This is a genomic window from Salipaludibacillus daqingensis, from assembly GCF_029891575.1.
Lineage (GTDB): Bacteria > Bacillota > Bacilli > Bacillales > Salisediminibacteriaceae > Salipaludibacillus > Salipaludibacillus daqingensis.
This window is the reverse complement of record NZ_JARZHF010000002.1, coordinates 280,538-297,436: the sequence shown is the minus strand read 5'-3', so window position 1 is coordinate 297,436 and position 16,899 is coordinate 280,538. Positions and strand designations below refer to the sequence as shown.

General features: G+C 37.0%; 16 protein-coding genes. 14 read left to right on the top strand and 2 right to left on the bottom strand.

Features of this window, described 5'->3' with window-relative positions; genetic code table 11:
* Positions 1-31 precede the first annotated feature (31 nt).
* Positions 32-1,264, bottom strand: coding sequence for a nucleotidyltransferase (locus tag QDN89_RS05530; protein WP_280769097.1), 1,233 nt, complete (start codon positions 1,262-1,264; stop codon positions 32-34).
* 218 nt (positions 1,265-1,482) lie between these two features.
* Here QDN89_RS05530 and QDN89_RS05525 point away from each other — a divergent pair, with 218 nt between their 5' ends.
* The 4 genes from QDN89_RS05525 to QDN89_RS05510 all read left to right on the top strand — a co-directional run bounded on the left by QDN89_RS05525 (position 1,483) and on the right by QDN89_RS05510 (position 3,708).
* The gene (locus QDN89_RS05525) at positions 1,483-1,992 is read left to right on the top strand and encodes a YceD family protein (RefSeq protein WP_280769096.1); all 510 of its coding nucleotides are present in this window, start codon (positions 1,483-1,485) and stop codon (positions 1,990-1,992) included.
* A gap of 46 nt (positions 1,993-2,038) precedes the next feature.
* Positions 2,039-2,212, top strand: a complete 174-nt coding sequence (gene rpmF, locus QDN89_RS05520) for a 50S ribosomal protein L32 (RefSeq protein ID WP_110609286.1) — start codon at positions 2,039-2,041, stop codon at positions 2,210-2,212.
* Between the two features lie 80 nt (positions 2,213-2,292).
* Positions 2,293-3,045, top strand: coding sequence for an enoyl-CoA hydratase/isomerase family protein (locus tag QDN89_RS05515; protein ID WP_280769095.1), 753 nt, complete (start codon positions 2,293-2,295; stop codon positions 3,043-3,045).
* 123 nt (positions 3,046-3,168) lie between these two features.
* Positions 3,169-3,708: an RsfA family transcriptional regulator gene (locus tag QDN89_RS05510; RefSeq protein WP_280769094.1), complete on the top strand. Its 540-nt coding sequence runs from the start codon at positions 3,169-3,171 to the stop codon at positions 3,706-3,708.
* Between the two features lie 98 nt (positions 3,709-3,806).
* On the opposite strand, the gene QDN89_RS05505 is transcribed toward QDN89_RS05510, so the two are convergent.
* A complete protein-coding gene (locus QDN89_RS05505) occupies positions 3,807-4,286 on the bottom strand; it encodes an N-acetyltransferase (RefSeq protein WP_280769093.1) in 480 nt (159 codons plus the stop codon).
* 202 nt (positions 4,287-4,488) lie between these two features.
* On the opposite strand from QDN89_RS05505, the gene QDN89_RS05500 reads away from it, so the two are divergent.
* The 10 genes from QDN89_RS05500 (at position 4,489) to QDN89_RS05455 (ending at position 16,896) form a co-directional block, all read left to right on the top strand.
* Complete coding sequence (locus tag QDN89_RS05500) at positions 4,489-5,385, top strand: 2-dehydropantoate 2-reductase (protein WP_280769092.1); 897 nt, start codon at positions 4,489-4,491, stop codon at positions 5,383-5,385.
* Entirely contained in the window at positions 5,378-5,758 is a 381-nt protein-coding gene (locus QDN89_RS05495; RefSeq protein ID WP_280769091.1) for a DUF3397 domain-containing protein, read from the top strand. The genes QDN89_RS05500 and QDN89_RS05495 overlap by 8 nt, the downstream gene beginning before the upstream one ends.
* A gap of 103 nt (positions 5,759-5,861) precedes the next feature.
* Complete coding sequence (bshC, locus tag QDN89_RS05490; protein WP_280769090.1) at positions 5,862-7,496, top strand: bacillithiol biosynthesis cysteine-adding enzyme BshC; 1,635 nt, start codon at positions 5,862-5,864, stop codon at positions 7,494-7,496.
* Between the two features lie 351 nt (positions 7,497-7,847).
* On the top strand, positions 7,848-8,279 hold the full coding sequence (mraZ, locus tag QDN89_RS05485) for a division/cell wall cluster transcriptional repressor MraZ (protein ID WP_280769089.1): 432 nt from the start codon (positions 7,848-7,850) through the stop codon (positions 8,277-8,279).
* Positions 8,280-8,400: 121 nt separating this feature from the next.
* Complete coding sequence (rsmH, locus tag QDN89_RS05480) at positions 8,401-9,336, top strand: 16S rRNA (cytosine(1402)-N(4))-methyltransferase RsmH (protein ID WP_280769088.1); 936 nt, start codon at positions 8,401-8,403, stop codon at positions 9,334-9,336.
* A 12-nt stretch (positions 9,337-9,348) separates the two neighbouring features.
* A complete protein-coding gene (ftsL, locus tag QDN89_RS05475) occupies positions 9,349-9,720 on the top strand; it encodes a cell division protein FtsL (RefSeq protein WP_280769087.1) in 372 nt (123 codons plus the stop codon).
* Between the two features lie 38 nt (positions 9,721-9,758).
* A complete protein-coding gene (locus QDN89_RS05470; protein WP_280769086.1) occupies positions 9,759-11,948 on the top strand; it encodes a penicillin-binding protein in 2,190 nt (729 codons plus the stop codon).
* Positions 11,949-12,077: 129 nt separating this feature from the next.
* A complete protein-coding gene (locus tag QDN89_RS05465; RefSeq protein WP_280769085.1) occupies positions 12,078-14,015 on the top strand; it encodes a stage V sporulation protein D in 1,938 nt (645 codons plus the stop codon).
* Between the two features lie 75 nt (positions 14,016-14,090).
* The gene (locus QDN89_RS05460; RefSeq protein WP_425335378.1) at positions 14,091-15,554 is read left to right on the top strand and encodes a UDP-N-acetylmuramoyl-L-alanyl-D-glutamate--2,6-diaminopimelate ligase; all 1,464 of its coding nucleotides are present in this window, start codon (positions 14,091-14,093) and stop codon (positions 15,552-15,554) included.
* Position 15,555: 1 nt separating this feature from the next.
* Entirely contained in the window at positions 15,556-16,896 is a 1,341-nt protein-coding gene (locus QDN89_RS05455; RefSeq protein ID WP_280769083.1) for a UDP-N-acetylmuramoyl-tripeptide--D-alanyl-D-alanine ligase, read from the top strand.
* Positions 16,897-16,899: the final 3 nt, after the last annotated feature.

Sequence of the window (16,899 nt, the reverse complement as noted above, 5' to 3'; positions counted from 1 at the left end):
AAAAGTATCCTTTTTAATTGTAGTGTGGTTTTTATGAGAGAAACTGCTTCAAATCTTCGTTATACATGATTGGAATCTCTTGAAATTCATCCATAAATGAGCTGTTAGGATGAATAACGCCATGCAATCGACTAGCTACAACATCTTTTTGAAAAATCGGATCGTTCGATTCACTCGCTTTAGAAAAAAGCGGAGTGGATCGTTCTTTTTTAGTTTGAGAGAGATATTTTCTCCCATTTTGGGACATGCCTAATATGCGAATATATGGTGGGTTTTGAGGACGCAGTGAATCCTCCATAAACTCCTTTGATGTATTTAAGTAAAGGTGAACAAGTAGTCTTTGCAATCTCGTTCTTGTATAACGTTTTGTTTTCAATTTTTGAATGAAATCTTCAAAAGAGTTAGCTTTAATGATTTCACGTTTTAGTCTGTGCTCTAACCCTTCTTCACACTCATATATCAATTTAAGATTTTCAGCACTTTCAGAAATTAATTTATAGCGTAAAAAAATGAAATAGTCTTCCCAATTGTGAAAAGATCCTTTGGTTGCTAAATAATTTTCTAATTCTTTAAACGTATATTCTGGCACGAATGGCTGAATAGTTGACAAGGGTGTAGTTCCTGTCAATAGGTTATTCCTAATGGCAGTAGCGCTAGCAATATGATTATCTGTCATTTGTTGATCATGATAATGAGAGCCTGTTCTTGTAATCGTATGTAAACGCATCGATGAATGTCGTTTTATCACAGACTGTACATAATGAAAACCTAAGATATTATTAGGTTGGCTTAAATCGAGTAGTTCATCTGTTTCATTAATTGAGAGGTAAGCATCAGAAAACGCTCTTGGGTAACTTTTCCCCTTTTCTAGCTCAATTTTAATTCGTTCGTTTACTAGTTCTTGATGATCGCTGAGCCATTGAACTGATTTTTTAAACGGTTCAATCTCCCCATTCTCACTTCCGAAGCATAAGTCGGTGACAGATAGGGCTTGTAAGAGTGCCACGGCTCCGTCAGCAAAGATCTCAGCTTTTTGGGTAGCATGAATATAAGGCAATTCAACAACGACATCCACGCCTCCTTGGAGAGCCATTTTGGTTCGTGACCATTTATTTACGAGGGCTGGTTCTCCCCGTTGCAAAAAAGATCCACTCATCACAGCAACAACAACATCTGCTCCGGTTTTTTTTACTGATTGTTGTAAATGATATAAATGACCATGGTGAAACGGATTATACTCCACAATTAACCCGAGTACTTTCATCTTAACCACCTTCCTTCTGATTAGATCATATAGGAAAAAATAACAGAGTTCCAATCGCTTTTCATCTTTCGCTTCCCAAGTGATTTTGTGTTAGTGTATTATAGAGAAGTCACTATCTTCTCAACAGGTCGCTAGATAAATTAAAATGTAAAGAGATTATCTTGACAAACGTTTTTTTGAAAGATATAATAACATTTGTTGTCTTGAGGTGAATTGAAATGAAATGGTCGGTACAACAGTTGCTTGCCTTTAAGAAGAATGGTTTGCACATTGACGAATCGGTCGACATGAGCAAAATTAAAGAAATAGACCGTGAAGTTCGTGAGATTAATCCTGTAAAAGTGAAAGGTGATGCTTTTTTCACGAGAGATGCAGTGACATTTCAACTTGAATTAAGTGGATCAATGACATTACCTTGTGCTAGGACGTTGAACGATGTGGAGTATCCTTTTTCCATCAATGCCACTGAAATTTTTCAGCTGGATGAATGGGCCACCTTCGATAATGACGAAGATGTTCACGAATTAGAGGATGACACGGTTGATTTAATGCCTTATCTTCAAGAACGTGTATTGCTTGAAAAGCCTATGCGAGTGTTCAGTGAATTGAAAGAGGGACCAGCTCCTGAATCCGGTGAAGGTTGGCAATTAACTAACCCGGATGAAGAACAGCAGCAAAAAATTGATCCTCGTTTGAAAGAGCTGGAAAAGTTTTTTGACAAAAAATAGTGACGAATTCGTTACTGATTGAATGATCATCAAGGAGGTGGGACTCATGGCAGTACCATTTAGAAAAACGAGTAAAACAAAGAAGAATCAACGTCGTGCACACATTAAGTTGCGTGTACCAGGAATGGTTGAATGTCCTGAATGTGGTGAAATGAAACTTTCACACCGCGTGTGTAAAGCGTGCGGATCTTATAAAGGGCGAGACGTAGCAAGTAAATAATTGTGAAGCAGGAAGGACAACCTTCCTGTTTTTTTCGTTTATAAATGTCGCTATTTCAATTGCGTTTGAGGAGTGGTTCCATGAAAGTTCGCTTAGAGTATATAGATAAACATATAGCAAAAATTGTGTTGAATCGACCGCAATGCAAAAATGCAGTCGACTTTGATGTGATTAAGCAGTTAGATACAAAACTAGATGAATTAGCAGTAAATAAAGATGTGTCTCTTATCATTATTCAAGGAACGGGTGGGGCTTTTTGTAGTGGAGGAGATCTTGATGAATTTCATGAATTAATAACGTCAGCTCAAGCAAAAGAAATGCTGTTTCCGATGTGTAATGTTTTGAAAAAAATCGTTGGTTTAAAAGCTGTAACGATTTCATATTTAGATGGTCCTGCTATTGGTGGTGGTGCTGAATTAGCAAGCGCAACTGATTATTCATTGGCACGTGACACGGTGAAAGTAGGATTTGTACAAGCGAAACTATCGATCAGCACTGGATGGGGAGGCGCATCTCTTTTACAAAAGAGAGTTGGATACCACGATGCATTAAAAATGCTTACTTCTGCAAAGGTATTCCATCTGGATGAACTAATAGAACTAAAATTTATTCACGGAATTGCACAAAATGATCAAGAAGTGTTGGATTGGGCAAATGAGTGGCTAAAACATCATCAGTTGTTAAAAACATATAAAAGAAATCTTTTTCCTGAAGACGAAAAACAGCGCTTATATGCAAATATGCATCAAGAAGCTGAACGATGTGCGGAACTTTGGGAATCGGATGCTCATCACGAAGCTGTCAAGTTGTTTCAATCGTCGAAAAAACAATAATTGCCTTGGAATCGAAGACGATCTACTTTTTTCTAAGTCTATCTCCTCTATTAGTTGCATACATATAAAATGAGATTTGAAAAAGAGGGCAACTAGCTAAGTGGAAAGGGGGGAGTCTTTGGTTTGATAAGGCAGGATGCATGGAATCAAGATGAGGATTTGCTTTTAGCAGAAACAGTGTTAAGACATATTAGAGAGGGCGGTACGCAATTAGCGGCCTTTGAAGAAGTCGCAGAGAAGTTATCTCGAACTTCTGCTGCGTGTGGTTTTAGGTGGAATTCATCTGTCCGAAAAAAATATCAATCCGCTATTCATTTAGCGAAAAAGGCTCGAAAAGAGGCAAAGAAAATACAGGTGAATAAACAAGACAAGATAGGAAACTTGTCTAATGAAGTTAACTTATTAAAACAAGGTTCCACAGCCGAGTCTGAAGAACATGTTTGGTTCGATCAAATGATTTCATTTTTAAGGAAACAAAAAGAAAAGTCACTTGAAGAAAATCAATTGGTAGATCATTCTCTCATGGAAGTTAAAAAAGAAAATGAAAGGCTGAGAGAAGAACTATCAAGTTTAAATGAAGCATATCAAGATGTAAGAGAAGATTATCAAGTGATGATTCATGCTTTGCAACGTGCGACCAAAAAAGAGAAAATGGGGCAGTAGTCATTAAATAACCAAATATGATTAAAGCATAACGAACCCCCGCGGCAAAATATGCGCAGGGGTTCGTTATGCGTGATCGAGAGACGTTAGCAGGATGATTAGCTATCTTTTTGTTCAGATACACCTTTAGGAAACCATACATAAGGATTTTCCCCTTTATCTCTTTCTGTTTGATACGTTAATGGTTCAAATCCTTGTTTTAACCAAAAGTCATCCGAACGTTGCCTAGCATTTGTTTTCACAGGCAATCCGTGGGTTTTTGCATAGTCTACGAGTTGTTTTCCTATCCCTTTTCCTTGATAACCTGGGAGAACTTCTAATTTCCAAAGTTCTAAATAATCTTGTGGTGGATCGAAATAACGATCAAACTTCTCGTCAATTCTATATAAACTCATTCTTCCGGCAAGTTTTTTACCGAAATAAACCCCATAGAACGGAGAGTTGCTATCATTTTCAACGATATTCTCTTCCAAATCTTCTTTCATAGACAGCTCTTGCTGTCCATACTCCCTGAAGTTCTCAAATTCTTCTAATGTTTTAAAGTTTACTTTTAAACGCACGACTTCATGATTGTTCATGATAATTCCCCTCCTGAGTCATAAAAAATAATCTTTTGTTCATGGATCATTGCTTCACAAGTAAATAATAGAATGTTCTATACATTATTATAATTGAAAAAAATCAAAAATGAAAACGTATTCTTTTGAGAATTTGTTAGAATGAATAGATAGTATGCTAAAATATTGACATTAAACGTCCTGGAAAAGGGGGGGGGGATAAATGAAAATTACGATAGTTGGTGCTGGTGCTATCGGACTGTTAACGTCCACTTATTTACAAGAATGTGGTCACTCAGTGAAAGTAGTAACACGAACAAATGAACAAGCAGCTTTTATCCATTTACATGGGATAACGCGCTTTTATGAAGGAGAGGAAATTAATAAAAGCATTCTTGCAATAAGTTTTGAAGCTTATAGACCGGGTAAAGAAGACGTTATCATTGCGACAATGAAGCAATCGCACCTTAATTCTTTTATAGACTGGGTGAATCATAGAATGGAAGGAAATATTCCAATTTTATTCATGCAAAATGGAATGGGTCATATTGAGAAGGCGAAAGATATATTAAATCATCCGATATTTTCAGCTGTTGTTACTCACGGAGCCATAAAAAAAGGCTGGAATGAAGTGGTTCATACTGGCGTAGGCAATATTCAAGTTGGTGGAGATGGAACGAAAAAGCATATATTTGCATCGTTGTGGTCTACTACCGATCGGTTTCCAATTTATTGGTCTGATAATATCGAAGAAGCGATGAAGAAGAAGTTACTCGTTAACGTCGTTGTGAATCCTATTACGGCCATTCACCAAGTGAAAAATGGAGCATTATTAACGGATGAAATATTACATAAGCAAGCTTATACCATTTTTGATGAGGCAAGAAAGATATTAGAGTTTCCAAAGGAAATGTGGAGTGAAGTGGAGGATGTCATTCGAAGGACTAAAAATAATTATTCATCGATGAGTGTTGACATCAAATTAGGCAGAAACACTGAGATAGATGCAATCACAGGATATTTGTTAAAAATCGCGAGCAAGAATAATCAATCTAGTGTTAACATTCAACAGATTCATAATGAAATAAAACGTTTAGAAAGGAAAGGTCAAGATGTATGAAATAACAGCTATCATCATTGCTACGTTTGTAACCGTTCCGATTCTTGGTTTATATATCATTTATTTGCTATTCGTTAAAACAACGAAAAATAAGCAGCTTTCTTTCAAAGTCGCTGTTGATAGCACGGCATTATTATTCATCATATCTGTCTATTACTTATTTCTAGAAATTTGGAATATACAAGCCGGCTGGTTCTTTGCATTGTTTGTTTTGTTATCTGCAGTTTTTTTCACGTTCTTTCATTGGAAAAAACATGAGGACATTGATATGAGAAAAGTTTTGAAAGGAGTTTGGAGGTTCCAATTCGTTGTATTCTCAACCCTTTATATCGTCCTTCTCATATATGGACTTATTTTTCGTATCTACACGTGATTTTTTGGGAAGTCTTCTTGATTGGTAGGTAAATAAGAATCTGTTATAATAAAGCAGGATTTCATTTCAGAAAGAGCGTTATTTAAAGGAAGGTTGAACTAGTATGCAGGTGATGATTGAAAATACGATAGAGAACGATTCTTTTATACATAAATATACTCAACAAAATTCAGAAATACATTCTTTTTTCGATTACAATTTGTCTGAATCGGATAGTCAATCTCGCTACAATGAACTAATCGAGAAAACATTTCAACGAGAAAATTTAGTCCATGCTTTGAAAAAATATAATGAAAAATACCACCCTAGCCCTCGCGCTCTGCAGCAAGTTGAACGACTGAGAGATCCTAAAAGTGTCGTTGTTGTCGGAGGACAGCAAGCCGGCATGCTAACAGGACCGCTATATACGGTTAATAAGATTATTTCTATTTTACTAGAGGCGAAAAATTTAGAGGAAAAGTTGTCTGCGCCTGTTATCCCCATTTTTTGGATTGCAGGAGAAGATCATGATATTGATGAAGTGAATCATACATATTTTTTTGATGGAGAAAATTCAAGGAAAATTCGTATTGCTGAAAGGAACGATATAAAAAGTTCCATGTCCGATCGTTATATCAATGTTGATGAGGCTAAAAAAGAATTGGAAGAAGCTTTTCTCTTTTTACATGAAACTTCCTATACAAAAAAACTTTACAATGAATTACTTTTAGATTTGTCCGAAGAATTAACGTATACAGATTGGTGTGCAAAAATATTACATCGTTTATTTCGAGATACAGACCTCGTATTAATGGATGCTGCTGATCCCCTCATTAGAAAAATAGAACAACCATATTTTGAGCAAATGGTTGAAAAGAATGATGCTTTAAGAGAAGCTTTTCTTGAACAAGGCCATTTAATAAAAGAGCAAGGATTAGGTGAACCGATTTCTTTAGAAGAGGAAAATGCCCACTTGTTTTTTCATGAAGGGAATCAACGTTTCTTATTAGAACGGACGGATGTTGGTTTTCGAGAAAAACAAGGTGTGAGGGAATGGACAGAAGCTGAATTACTTGAACAAGTAAAAGATGGAACACTACAGTTAAGTAATAACGTTGTTACTCGACCAATTATGCAAGATTTCCTCTTACCTGTACATACGTTTATAGCCGGGCCAGGAGAGTTAAAATACTGGGCTGCTCTGAAACAAGCTTTTCACCAGTTCGACCGTCATATGCCCGTCGTTCGACCGCGACTTCATTTGACCCTTGTGTCAAGAAAGTCAGAGAAAAACTTAATGAAGTATGAAATGAATCCTGTGGATGTGACAATGGGTGGCGTGAAGAAAGTTCAGCAATGTCTCATTAACGAAGACAAAGCAGTAGATGAAGAGCAAGTTTTACACGAGGCAGAACAAGAATTACAAAAATGGTTAAGTAAAGTTCAAGATAACGTTGCCCCCCTAGGTAAAGGGGTTGCCCCACTTAATCATCTTTTTCAATCTAAGATGAAGGCAGAGTTCCACACCTATGAAAAAAAAGTGAAGCAATATTTATTAGTGAAAAATGAAACACATATTAGTAGATTAAATGATCTGGAAATGGAAATCAAACCACATGGAAATTGGCAGGAAAGGTATTTAAATATTTATCCTTATCTCAATCTTTACGGAGATGATTTAGTGAAAAGAACGTTATCGAGCTTAGAAGAATCATCAGTAAGTAATATTGCTGGAAGCCATCTCTATATTTATTTATAAATTTTCCAGAGGTTGTCTCTCGAATTCTGAAATGAATATTAATCTTTAACATAGCTTACCTTTAGAACCGCTGCGATTTCGCAGCGGTTCCTTCTTTGTATAAAAACGCAAATGAATGTCACAGGTTCAGGATAAAAAAAGACATGTAAATTTTAGCTACTTAGTCAAATAGGTGATGATATAAAAATTACATAATTTTAAACGGAAAGAAAAATCATGCTATATAACGCTTATGGCAACATTTAATATAAGTAAAAAATGAAATTTTCGTATTTATTTTGAAAACTAAGTGGTTTAAAGTGGGGGGATGTGGTAAATTAGTGTTAGAAAGTGGAGAGGAGTTGGGACCGCATGTTCATGGGAGAGCATCATCATAATATTGATGACAAAGGCCGTATGATAGTTCCTGCCAAATTCCGTGAAGAACTAGGTTCCACCTTCGTAGTCACTAGGGGGATGGATAAGTGTTTATTTGTTTATCCTGAAGAAGAATGGAAACAATTAGAACAAAAATTAAAGTCTCTTCCGTTCACAAAAAAAGATGCTAGAGCTTTCACAAGATTTTTCTTTTCAGGAGCTGCTGAGTGTGAACTTGATAAGCAAGGGAGAGTAAATATAGCTTCAACATTGCGCAGTTACGCTAAATTAGAAAAAGAATGTGTCATTATCGGTGTTTCAAACCGTGTAGAGATATGGAGTAAAGCTATTTGGGAAGAGTATTTCGCTGAGTCTGAGGAATCATTTGCTGAAATTGCCGAAGGAATCGTCGATTTTGAACTATAACATCATATTTTTGAGGATAATCACCTTGAAATTGCATAGTGTCGCTACAAAACGAAAATACTTATTGCCAAGGAAATAGATGCTTTATAAAAAAAGAAAGTGGGGAAGGAGGACAAATCATTTGTTTGAACATGAAACAGTTTTAAAAGAGGAAACAATTAATGGGTTGCAAGTGGACCCTAATGGAACTTACGTTGATTGTACTCTTGGTGGTGGAGGTCACAGTGAACGGCTTTTACAAGAGCTTTCTCCACAAGGGAAGTTAATTGCTTTTGATCAAGATGATAAAGCATTAGCTTTTGCAAAAGAAAGGCTTGCACCTTTTTCCAGCAATATTCAATTTGTACATAATAATTTTTTAAATTTAAAAGAAGAATTAGAGGCTAGACAAATTATGGAAGTTGATGGTTTTATTTTTGATTTAGGCGTTTCTTCTCCTCAGTTTGATGAACCGGAAAGAGGGTTCAGTTATCGTTATGATGCCCCACTTGATATGCGAATGGATCAAACCCAACAATTAACTGCTTATGAAGTGGTTAATAACTGGACTTTCCATGAGCTAATGGGAATTATATCAAAGTACGGTGAGGAGAAATTTTCTAAACAAATTGCTAGAAAAATCGAAAAATTCCGTGAAACAGCTCCGATTGAAACGACATTTCAACTAGTAGAGATTATTAAGGACGCCATTCCTGCACCGGCAAGAAGAAAAGGTGGACATCCGGCGAAGCGGACTTTTCAAGCCATACGTATTGCAGTTAACGATGAACTGAATGTTTTTGAAAAAGCAATATCTGACGCGATTGATTTCACGAAACCAGGAGGAAGAATTGCTGTTATTACCTTCCATTCATTGGAAGACCGTATATGTAAACAAGTGTTTAAAAAGAAAAGCAGTTATCCAGAATTACCTAAAGGATTACCGGTTATCCCTAAGGGGTTTGAACCGGAATTAACATTGGTTACTCGCAAACCTATCCTTGCAAATGAACAAGAATTAGCGGTGAACAACCGAGCCCATTCGGCGAAATTAAGAATAGCCGAAAAAAACCAATAAGGAGGAATGAATATGAGTCCACTCGTGGAAAAGCGGTTGCAAGAAAGTTCGTTACCACAGCATGATCGTCAGACGAGAACAGTGAAAGAACGTGTGTTTAAGGGCGGAATAACGAAGGGGGAAAAATTGATTTATTCTATGGCGCTTATTGCAGTGATATTTGTGCTCTATCTCATTCTTTCAAACTATGCAACAATGTATTCATTGAATCATCAAATACAACAAACAGAAACTGAAATTACACAACAACAAGAAGTTAATGGCGGATTGACATTGCAAGTAAAAGAACTATCAGATCCTGATAGAATTCTAGATATTGCACAAAATGATTTAGGTATGGAACTAAATGATAAAAGTGTTAAAGTTATTCACGGAAATGATTAGTGACTCCTTTTTAAGTATGATGAAAGGAGGGAGAAGCGATGGAAGAAGTGAGAAATAAGCGGGTGACAACAAGAGCGTTAATTTTTTTGTTTATCTTTTTAGCGATCATTGTTCTCCTTTTTTCCCGTTTTATTTACATACAAGCAGCGAAAGAAGTGCAAGGAACTAATTTAGAAGAGCTTTTAGAAAGACGCTGGTCTGAATCTCGAATAATTGAAGGTCATCGCGGTTCCATTCACGATCGAAATGGAGACGTGTTAGCAGAAGAAATCACATCTTATACGATTATTGCTGTTCTTGATGATCGATTTGAAAATCATATAACTGATCCAAGAGATGCTGCTCAAAAGTTAAGCTCTGTATTGGAAATCGAAGAAGAAATGATTGAAAACCAATTGACAAGAGATGCAGTTCAAGTCGAATTAGGTGCACAAGCTAAAAATATTAGCTTTGAAAAAAAGAAGAAAGTTGAAGAACTTGAAATAGACGGAATTATATTTCGAGAAGATCCACGTCGCTATTACCCTAACCAAACATTTGCGTCCCATATTATTGGGTATACTGAACGGGATATGTCCGTTGCTAGAATGGGACTTGAAAGTAGTTTAGATGAACATTTGAAGCAAACAAACGGAGAAATCACATACAAGAAAGATGGACGAAATAGACGTCTTGTCAACGCAGAAGAGATTATTGAAGAACCTAAAAACGGAGATGATGTTTTTCTAACAATTGATTCTAGAATTCAAATGTCCATTGAACAAACGATGAGTCAAGTGGATGAAGAATATAGTCCTGAAAGAATGATGGCTGTAGTCGCAAATGCTAAAACAGGAGAAATTCTAGGAATGAGTAACCGTCCAAGCTTTAATCCTAATCAATACGAATCGATTGAAAACTATACGAATTTCAATATATCCTCTAGGTTTGAGCCTGGCTCAACGATGAAAATTTTTACTCTTGCTGCTGCAATAGAAGAAGGGGTATTTCAAGGAGATAATACGTTTGAGTCTGGTTCTTATGAAATTATTGATCGTACTGTTAGGGATCATAACCAAGGTAGAGGTTGGGGTGAGATCACTTATGAAGAAGGGTTTCAACGATCATCTAATGTTGCCTTTTCTAAAATTGCGTTAGAATTACTTGGTCCAGAACGTCTATATGAGTATGTGAATGCTTTTGGTTTTCGTGATATGACAGGCATAGATTTACCAAACGAAGCGACAGGGCTTATTGCAGATCAATATCGGATCGATGCGGCAACCACATCTTTTGGACAAGGGTCAGCGATTACGCCAATTCAACAAATTCAAGCTGCAACAGCGATAGCAAATGGCGGTAAAATGATGAAACCGTATGTCATTGACCGGATACAAGATGCTAGTTCAGGAGACATTGAATATCAAGGAGAATCAGAAATTAAAGGAGAACCTATTTCAGAAGAAACGGCTAAAGAAGTTCTAGGTTTGATGGAAACAGTTGTTACATCTGACGTTGGAACAGGACGACCTTTTGCCATTGACGGATTTGACGTCGCTGGAAAAACAGGGACTGCACAAATTGCTGGTGAAACAGGTGGATATTTATCTGGAGAAAATATTTATTCCTTTTTAGGTATGGCACCTTCCTCCGATCCTGAAGTCATTGTCTATGTAGCTGTAGATCGACCTGATTTAGAGCCATCTCAAGTTGGATCTGAGCCTGTTTCGATGATCTTTCGACAAGTAATGGAACAAAGCCTTCAATATTTAAATATTGCGCCATCAGATGAAGACGATGTACATTCTGTTCAAGAGGAAATTATATTGGGAAATTACGAAGGAGAATCAACGGATGATGTGAAAGAACAATTAACCGATTACGGGCTAGAAGTGACGACAATTGGAAACGGAAGTGAGATTGTCCGACAGTCCCATTCAGAAGGCTCTGAACTAATCCATGGTGAAAGAGTTATATTATTAACCAATGATGATAATCCGCTTGTTCCCGACGTTACTAACTGGTCATCACGAAGTGTTTATTTGCTTGGTGAAGTAACCGGAATTGATATGGATGTAAGCGGAGAAGGTTTTGTTCAAGTACAAAAGCCAAGTGCTGGTAGTGAAATGACTGATCTCAGCCGAATGATTATTGAACTGTCGATGGATGAAGTCGAATTACCCGATGAAGATGGTATGGAAGATGGAAACGATAGTGAAGAGAACGATGAAGATTTTTTCATGGATTAGGGGTGGTTATAAGCTCCAATGATTAATATTGATCGTGTTCTTTCTCTTTCCTAATTGGGCAGGTTCTAACCTGTCCTTTTTTTTCATATATGTGAACCAAGCCAAATTGTCTTGTTGGGGAGGTTCATAATGAAAAGAGTTTCATATGTGACGGTTAGAAAAAGACTTGTATTTACATTAATTACTGGTGTTTGTTTATTTTTAATTATGATCGGTCGGTTATGGTACGTCCAAGTCGTTATGGGTGATGATATATCTGAGAAAGCAGAAGAATCATGGGGCAGAAATATTCCATTTGAAGCACAAAGAGGTGAGATACTGGATCGTAATGGTGATATTTTAGCCACGAACGTGACAGCACCGTCAATTTTAGTTGCGCCAAGGCAAATTAAAGATCCAGTTGCTGACTCTGAAAAATTAGCAAGTGTATTATCTATAACAACAGAAAAAGCTTATGAAAAACTGACAAAAAACGAATCGATTGTTCGAATTAATCCTGAGGGCAGAAAAGTAACCAACGAAATAGCAAATGAGGTTCGATCGCTACAGTTAGAAGGTATCTATGTGGCAGAAGATTACAGAAGACACTACCCGAGAGGTAATTACTTATCGCATGTATTAGGTTTTGCTGGAATTGATAATCAAGGGTTAACAGGTTTAGAGTTGTATTATGATGAGCTACTAAAAGGGGAATCTGGACATGTGTCTTTTTATTCTGATGCGAAAGGCAGAAGAATGCCCGATTTAGCCGATCGTTACACTCCTCCAACGGATGGACAACATATGAAACTAACAGTGGATGCTAAAGTACAAACAATATTAGAAAGAGAATTAGATGAAGCGGAAGCAGTATATAACCCCGATGGTGCGATAGCGATAGCGATGGATCCTAATAATGGAGAAATTTTAGGAATGTCTTCAAGACCAGATTATGACCCAGAGAAATTTCAAGACGTTCCAGCAGAAATATATAACCAAAATAAACCGATTTGGAGCACTTATGAACCTGGATCTACATTTAAAATCATTACACTTGCTGCGGCACTTGAAGAACAACTCGTTGATTTAGAAAAAGATAATTTTTATGATCCAGGATATATTGAGGTTTCAGGTCAAAAACTTAAATGTTGGAAGAAAGGTGGCCACGGTTCTCAAACCTTTTTAGAAGTTGTACAAAATTCGTGCAACCCAGGTTTTGTCGTCTTGGGAGAAAGGTTGGGGGAAAAAAAATTATTTGAATATATTACTAATTTCGGATTTGGTCAAGAAACTGGTATCGATTTACAAGGAGAAGGAACGGGTATATTATTTAAACCTGAAGCAATAGGGCCGTTAGAATTAGCAACGACAGCTTTTGGGCAGGGAGTTTCTGTAACGCCAATTCAACAAGTGGCAGCAGTTGCCGCAGCGATTAATGGTGGGAACCTTTATCAACCTTATTTAGCGAAAGAATTTATAGACCCTTTAACAAATGAAATAACCATTAAAAATGATTCTTTGATGAAAAGAAATGTAATCTCTCAAGAGACATCAGATGAGATTCGACATGCCCTTGAGCATGTGGTAGCAAAAGGGACAGGTCGCGGTGCATTTGTGGATGGTTATCGCATTGGTGGAAAAACAGGAACGGCTCAAAAAGCAAAAGATGGGAAATATTTGGAAAACAATCATATCGTTTCATTTATAGGTTTTGCTCCAGCAGACGAACCAGAAATTGTTGTTTACGTCGCGATTGACAACCCGAAAGAAACAGTGCAATTTGGAGGGGTGGTTGCTGCTCCAATTGTTGGGAACATTATAGAGGATGCGCTTATTGCCATGGGCGTTCCGAAGAGATCAGATCAAATTGAAAAAGAAACAACGTGGACAGATACACCGATTGTCGAAGTGCCTGATCTTATAGGAAGAACAGTCCGAGATATTCATGAATCTTATTATGATTTAAAACTAGAAGTGGATGGAGACGGAGATGAGGTTGTTTTACAATCACCTGAACCTGGAGTACGAATTGAAGCAGGTTCGACAATTCGTGTTTATATGGGTGACAAAACAACTGAGGAACAGTAAAATGGAACTGAGAATCATTCGATGATTACTTTTCAAACATAGAAAGAAGCTGATGAAAGAGGGATTTTTGATATGATGCAATTAAAAGAATTGGCAAATTTATTACCAGCTTGTAAATATATAGGAGAAGATAATCCTTCTATTCAAAGCTTAGAAATGGATTCACGTAAAATCGAAGCAGGAAGTTTATTCTTTTGTGTTCCAGGTTTTACTGTGGATGGACACGATTTTGCCGAGCAAGCGATTAAAATGGGGGCTGTCGCCCTCGTTGTTGAAAAAGAAATACAAGTAGATGTACCGATGATCAAAGTAAGAGATGTGAAACGGACGATGGCCATATTATCTGCCCATTTTTATCAGTTGCCGAGTTCTAAAATGCATATGATTGGTGTGACGGGCACGAATGGGAAAACATCGACGACACATCTTATTCATTCCATTTTAACGGATCACGATATGGAAACTGGCATTATTGGAACAATGTATATGAAATATAAAGGTAAAGAAATAGAAGTGAAAAATACAACTCCAGAATCACTTGTCCTTCAAAAAGAATTTGCACAAATGGTTGAAGAAGGAGTAAAAACAGTGACGATGGAGGTCTCTTCTCATGCACTAGAATTAGGAAGAGTTCACGGTACTGAATTTAATGTTGGTGTTTTTACAAATTTGTCGCAAGACCATTTAGACTATCATGAGACAATGGAAAAGTATGGACAAGCGAAAGGGTTGCTTTTTTCTCAACTAGGTAGTCGTTATCAGAAGACTGGACAGAACATCGCTATTCTAAATATGGATGACGACTTTTTTCCTCAATTAGAAAAAATGACCGCAGCACCTATCATTACTTACGGAATGGATGAGCAAGCAGATTTCCGAGCAGTCGATGTGAATATTCATGAATCAGGAGCAAACTTTAAGCTTGTTGTTGGGAGTAAAGAGTATGCTATTACGTTACAACTTCCAGGTAAATTCTCCGTATATAATGCTCTTGCAGCAGCAGCAGCGACTTATGCTTCAGGGGTACAACTAGAATCGATACAACATAGCTTAGCAAAAATTTCTGGTGTTGCAGGTCGTTTTGAAAAGGTAGATGCAGAGGCTCCTTTTCATGTCATTGTTGATTACGCACATACACCTGATAGTCTAAGGAATGTATTGGAGACGATAAAAGAGATTGCTAAAGGAAAAATCTCAGTTATTGTTGGTTGTGGAGGAGATCGTGATCGATCAAAACGCCCGCAAATGGCAGCTATCGCTGAAGAACTTGCTGATTTTGTCTACCTAACTTCTGATAATCCTCGTTCTGAAGATCCGAGACAAATTATCCGTGAAATGGAAAAAGGCATGGTTGAGAAAGATTACTTAGTAGTAGAAAGTCGAAAAGACGCGATTAACCAAGCTGTAGAACGAGCGGAACAAGATGAAATCATTTTAATTGCCGGGAAAGGCCACGAAACATATCAAATTATTGGAGATAAGACATTTGATTTTGATGATAAAGTGGAAGCATTAAAAGCAATAAAGGGGCGGAATTGACATGAATGGACATATCGATAGTCAACTTATCAAGTCCGTATGTAGCGAAATAGAAGGAACGTTTACGATTACATTTATGGCAAAAGGCGTTTGCTTTGATATGAACCGTTTAAAAGAAGGAGAAATCTTTGTGCCAATGAATGACCAACGATACGATGGGCATCAATTCATTGAAACAGCAATTGAGAACGGGGCAGTTGCTACTTTTTGGAAAAAAGATCATGACTTACCACCTACATTACCAAACAATTTCCCTATATTTTTTGTGGATGATCCATTAGAAGCTGTTGAAAAAATGGCAGATAGGTACTTGTTTGAAGTGGATCCCGTTAGAATTGCTATAACCGGTGATTATTCAAGGTTTTCGACAAAAGCAGTGATGAAACGAGTATTAGGAAAATCGTATACCATTCATGACACAACAGAAGGCTCTGGAAATCAATTATATGTGATTGAAACAATCTTATCGATGCCTAATGAGACAGACGCTCTTATTTATGAAGTTCCTTCTTCAAAAGAGAAACTAAGCTATGTAAGTAAACTCTTGCAACCTAGCTTTGCGATTATTACTGAAATGGACGAAATGAACCGAACATCTACTCATATTGAAGATGGTATGAAGCGAAGTGGAACGTTATTCATTGATGGTGATTTCGATGTTGATCAGTATGATTGGACGGCAGATGTGATGAAGTTTGGTTATGCGGAAGATAACATTTTTAAAGTGCATAAGGTGGAGAGAAAGGAAGAAGTTGTTACTTTTCAAATAGCAGGTGTATTATTTATGGATTTTGAGCTTCCTGTTTTATTAAGTCGTCATATTAAACCAGTTGCTGGAGTAATTGGTATGGCGATTCATTTAGGACTAGGGGCAGACAAAATCTACTCGGCACTGAAAAGTTTGACGCTAGAAGACCTTTCTCTTGATCACATTGGTATGGCGGAAAAGTCGGTTGTTTTATTTGATCATGGAAACGTCGAAGAAAGTGACGTGGAATATTCGTTAGGAATGGTAAAACATCTTCATGATTTTGATAGACGAGTTGTTATCGTTGACGAAGGATTTCAAGCAAATCCATTAGATAAAACTCTTCATGAGACATTTGCTATGCACATGTCTCCTCCTATAACAGATGTTATTACGATAGGTGAAAAAGCTTTTTGGGTTACAGAGGCATTAAAAAGAGTCGGAGACGATAAACTTAATAACAAGCACTTTAATAATCACGCGGAAGCAATTGATACATTTAAAGAATTGCTGGAATCATCTAGCTTGATACTATATAGAGGTGCGAATAGAGAGTTGTTAGAACAAATAATTAACGAGTTGAACAGGCGGTAGAAA

What these genes read in the sequence shown, in the direction of transcription:
- QDN89_RS05530 (WP_280769097.1), bottom strand. Translation starts at nt 1,264, where the DNA reads ATGAAAGTACTCGGGTTAATTGTGGAGTATAATCCGTTTCACCATGGT.
- QDN89_RS05525 (WP_280769096.1), top strand. Translation starts at nt 1,483, where the DNA reads ATGAAATGGTCGGTACAACAGTTGCTTGCCTTTAAGAAGAATGGTTTG.
- rpmF (WP_110609286.1), top strand. Translation starts at nt 2,039, where the DNA reads ATGGCAGTACCATTTAGAAAAACGAGTAAAACAAAGAAGAATCAACGT.
- QDN89_RS05515 (WP_280769095.1), top strand. Translation starts at nt 2,293, where the DNA reads ATGAAAGTTCGCTTAGAGTATATAGATAAACATATAGCAAAAATTGTG.
- QDN89_RS05505 (WP_280769093.1), bottom strand. Translation starts at nt 4,286, where the DNA reads ATGAACAATCATGAAGTCGTGCGTTTAAAAGTAAACTTTAAAACATTA.
- QDN89_RS05500 (WP_280769092.1), top strand. Translation starts at nt 4,489, where the DNA reads ATGAAAATTACGATAGTTGGTGCTGGTGCTATCGGACTGTTAACGTCC.
- QDN89_RS05495 (WP_280769091.1), top strand. Translation starts at nt 5,378, where the DNA reads ATGTATGAAATAACAGCTATCATCATTGCTACGTTTGTAACCGTTCCG.
- bshC (WP_280769090.1), top strand. Translation starts at nt 5,862, where the DNA reads ATGCAGGTGATGATTGAAAATACGATAGAGAACGATTCTTTTATACAT.
- mraZ (WP_280769089.1), top strand. Translation starts at nt 7,848, where the DNA reads ATGTTCATGGGAGAGCATCATCATAATATTGATGACAAAGGCCGTATG.
- ftsL (WP_280769087.1), top strand. Translation starts at nt 9,349, where the DNA reads ATGAGTCCACTCGTGGAAAAGCGGTTGCAAGAAAGTTCGTTACCACAG.
- QDN89_RS05470 (WP_280769086.1), top strand. Translation starts at nt 9,759, where the DNA reads ATGGAAGAAGTGAGAAATAAGCGGGTGACAACAAGAGCGTTAATTTTT.
- QDN89_RS05465 (WP_280769085.1), top strand. Translation starts at nt 12,078, where the DNA reads ATGAAAAGAGTTTCATATGTGACGGTTAGAAAAAGACTTGTATTTACA.
- QDN89_RS05460 (WP_425335378.1), top strand. Translation starts at nt 14,091, where the DNA reads ATGCAATTAAAAGAATTGGCAAATTTATTACCAGCTTGTAAATATATA.
- QDN89_RS05455 (WP_280769083.1), top strand. Translation starts at nt 15,556, where the DNA reads ATGAATGGACATATCGATAGTCAACTTATCAAGTCCGTATGTAGCGAA.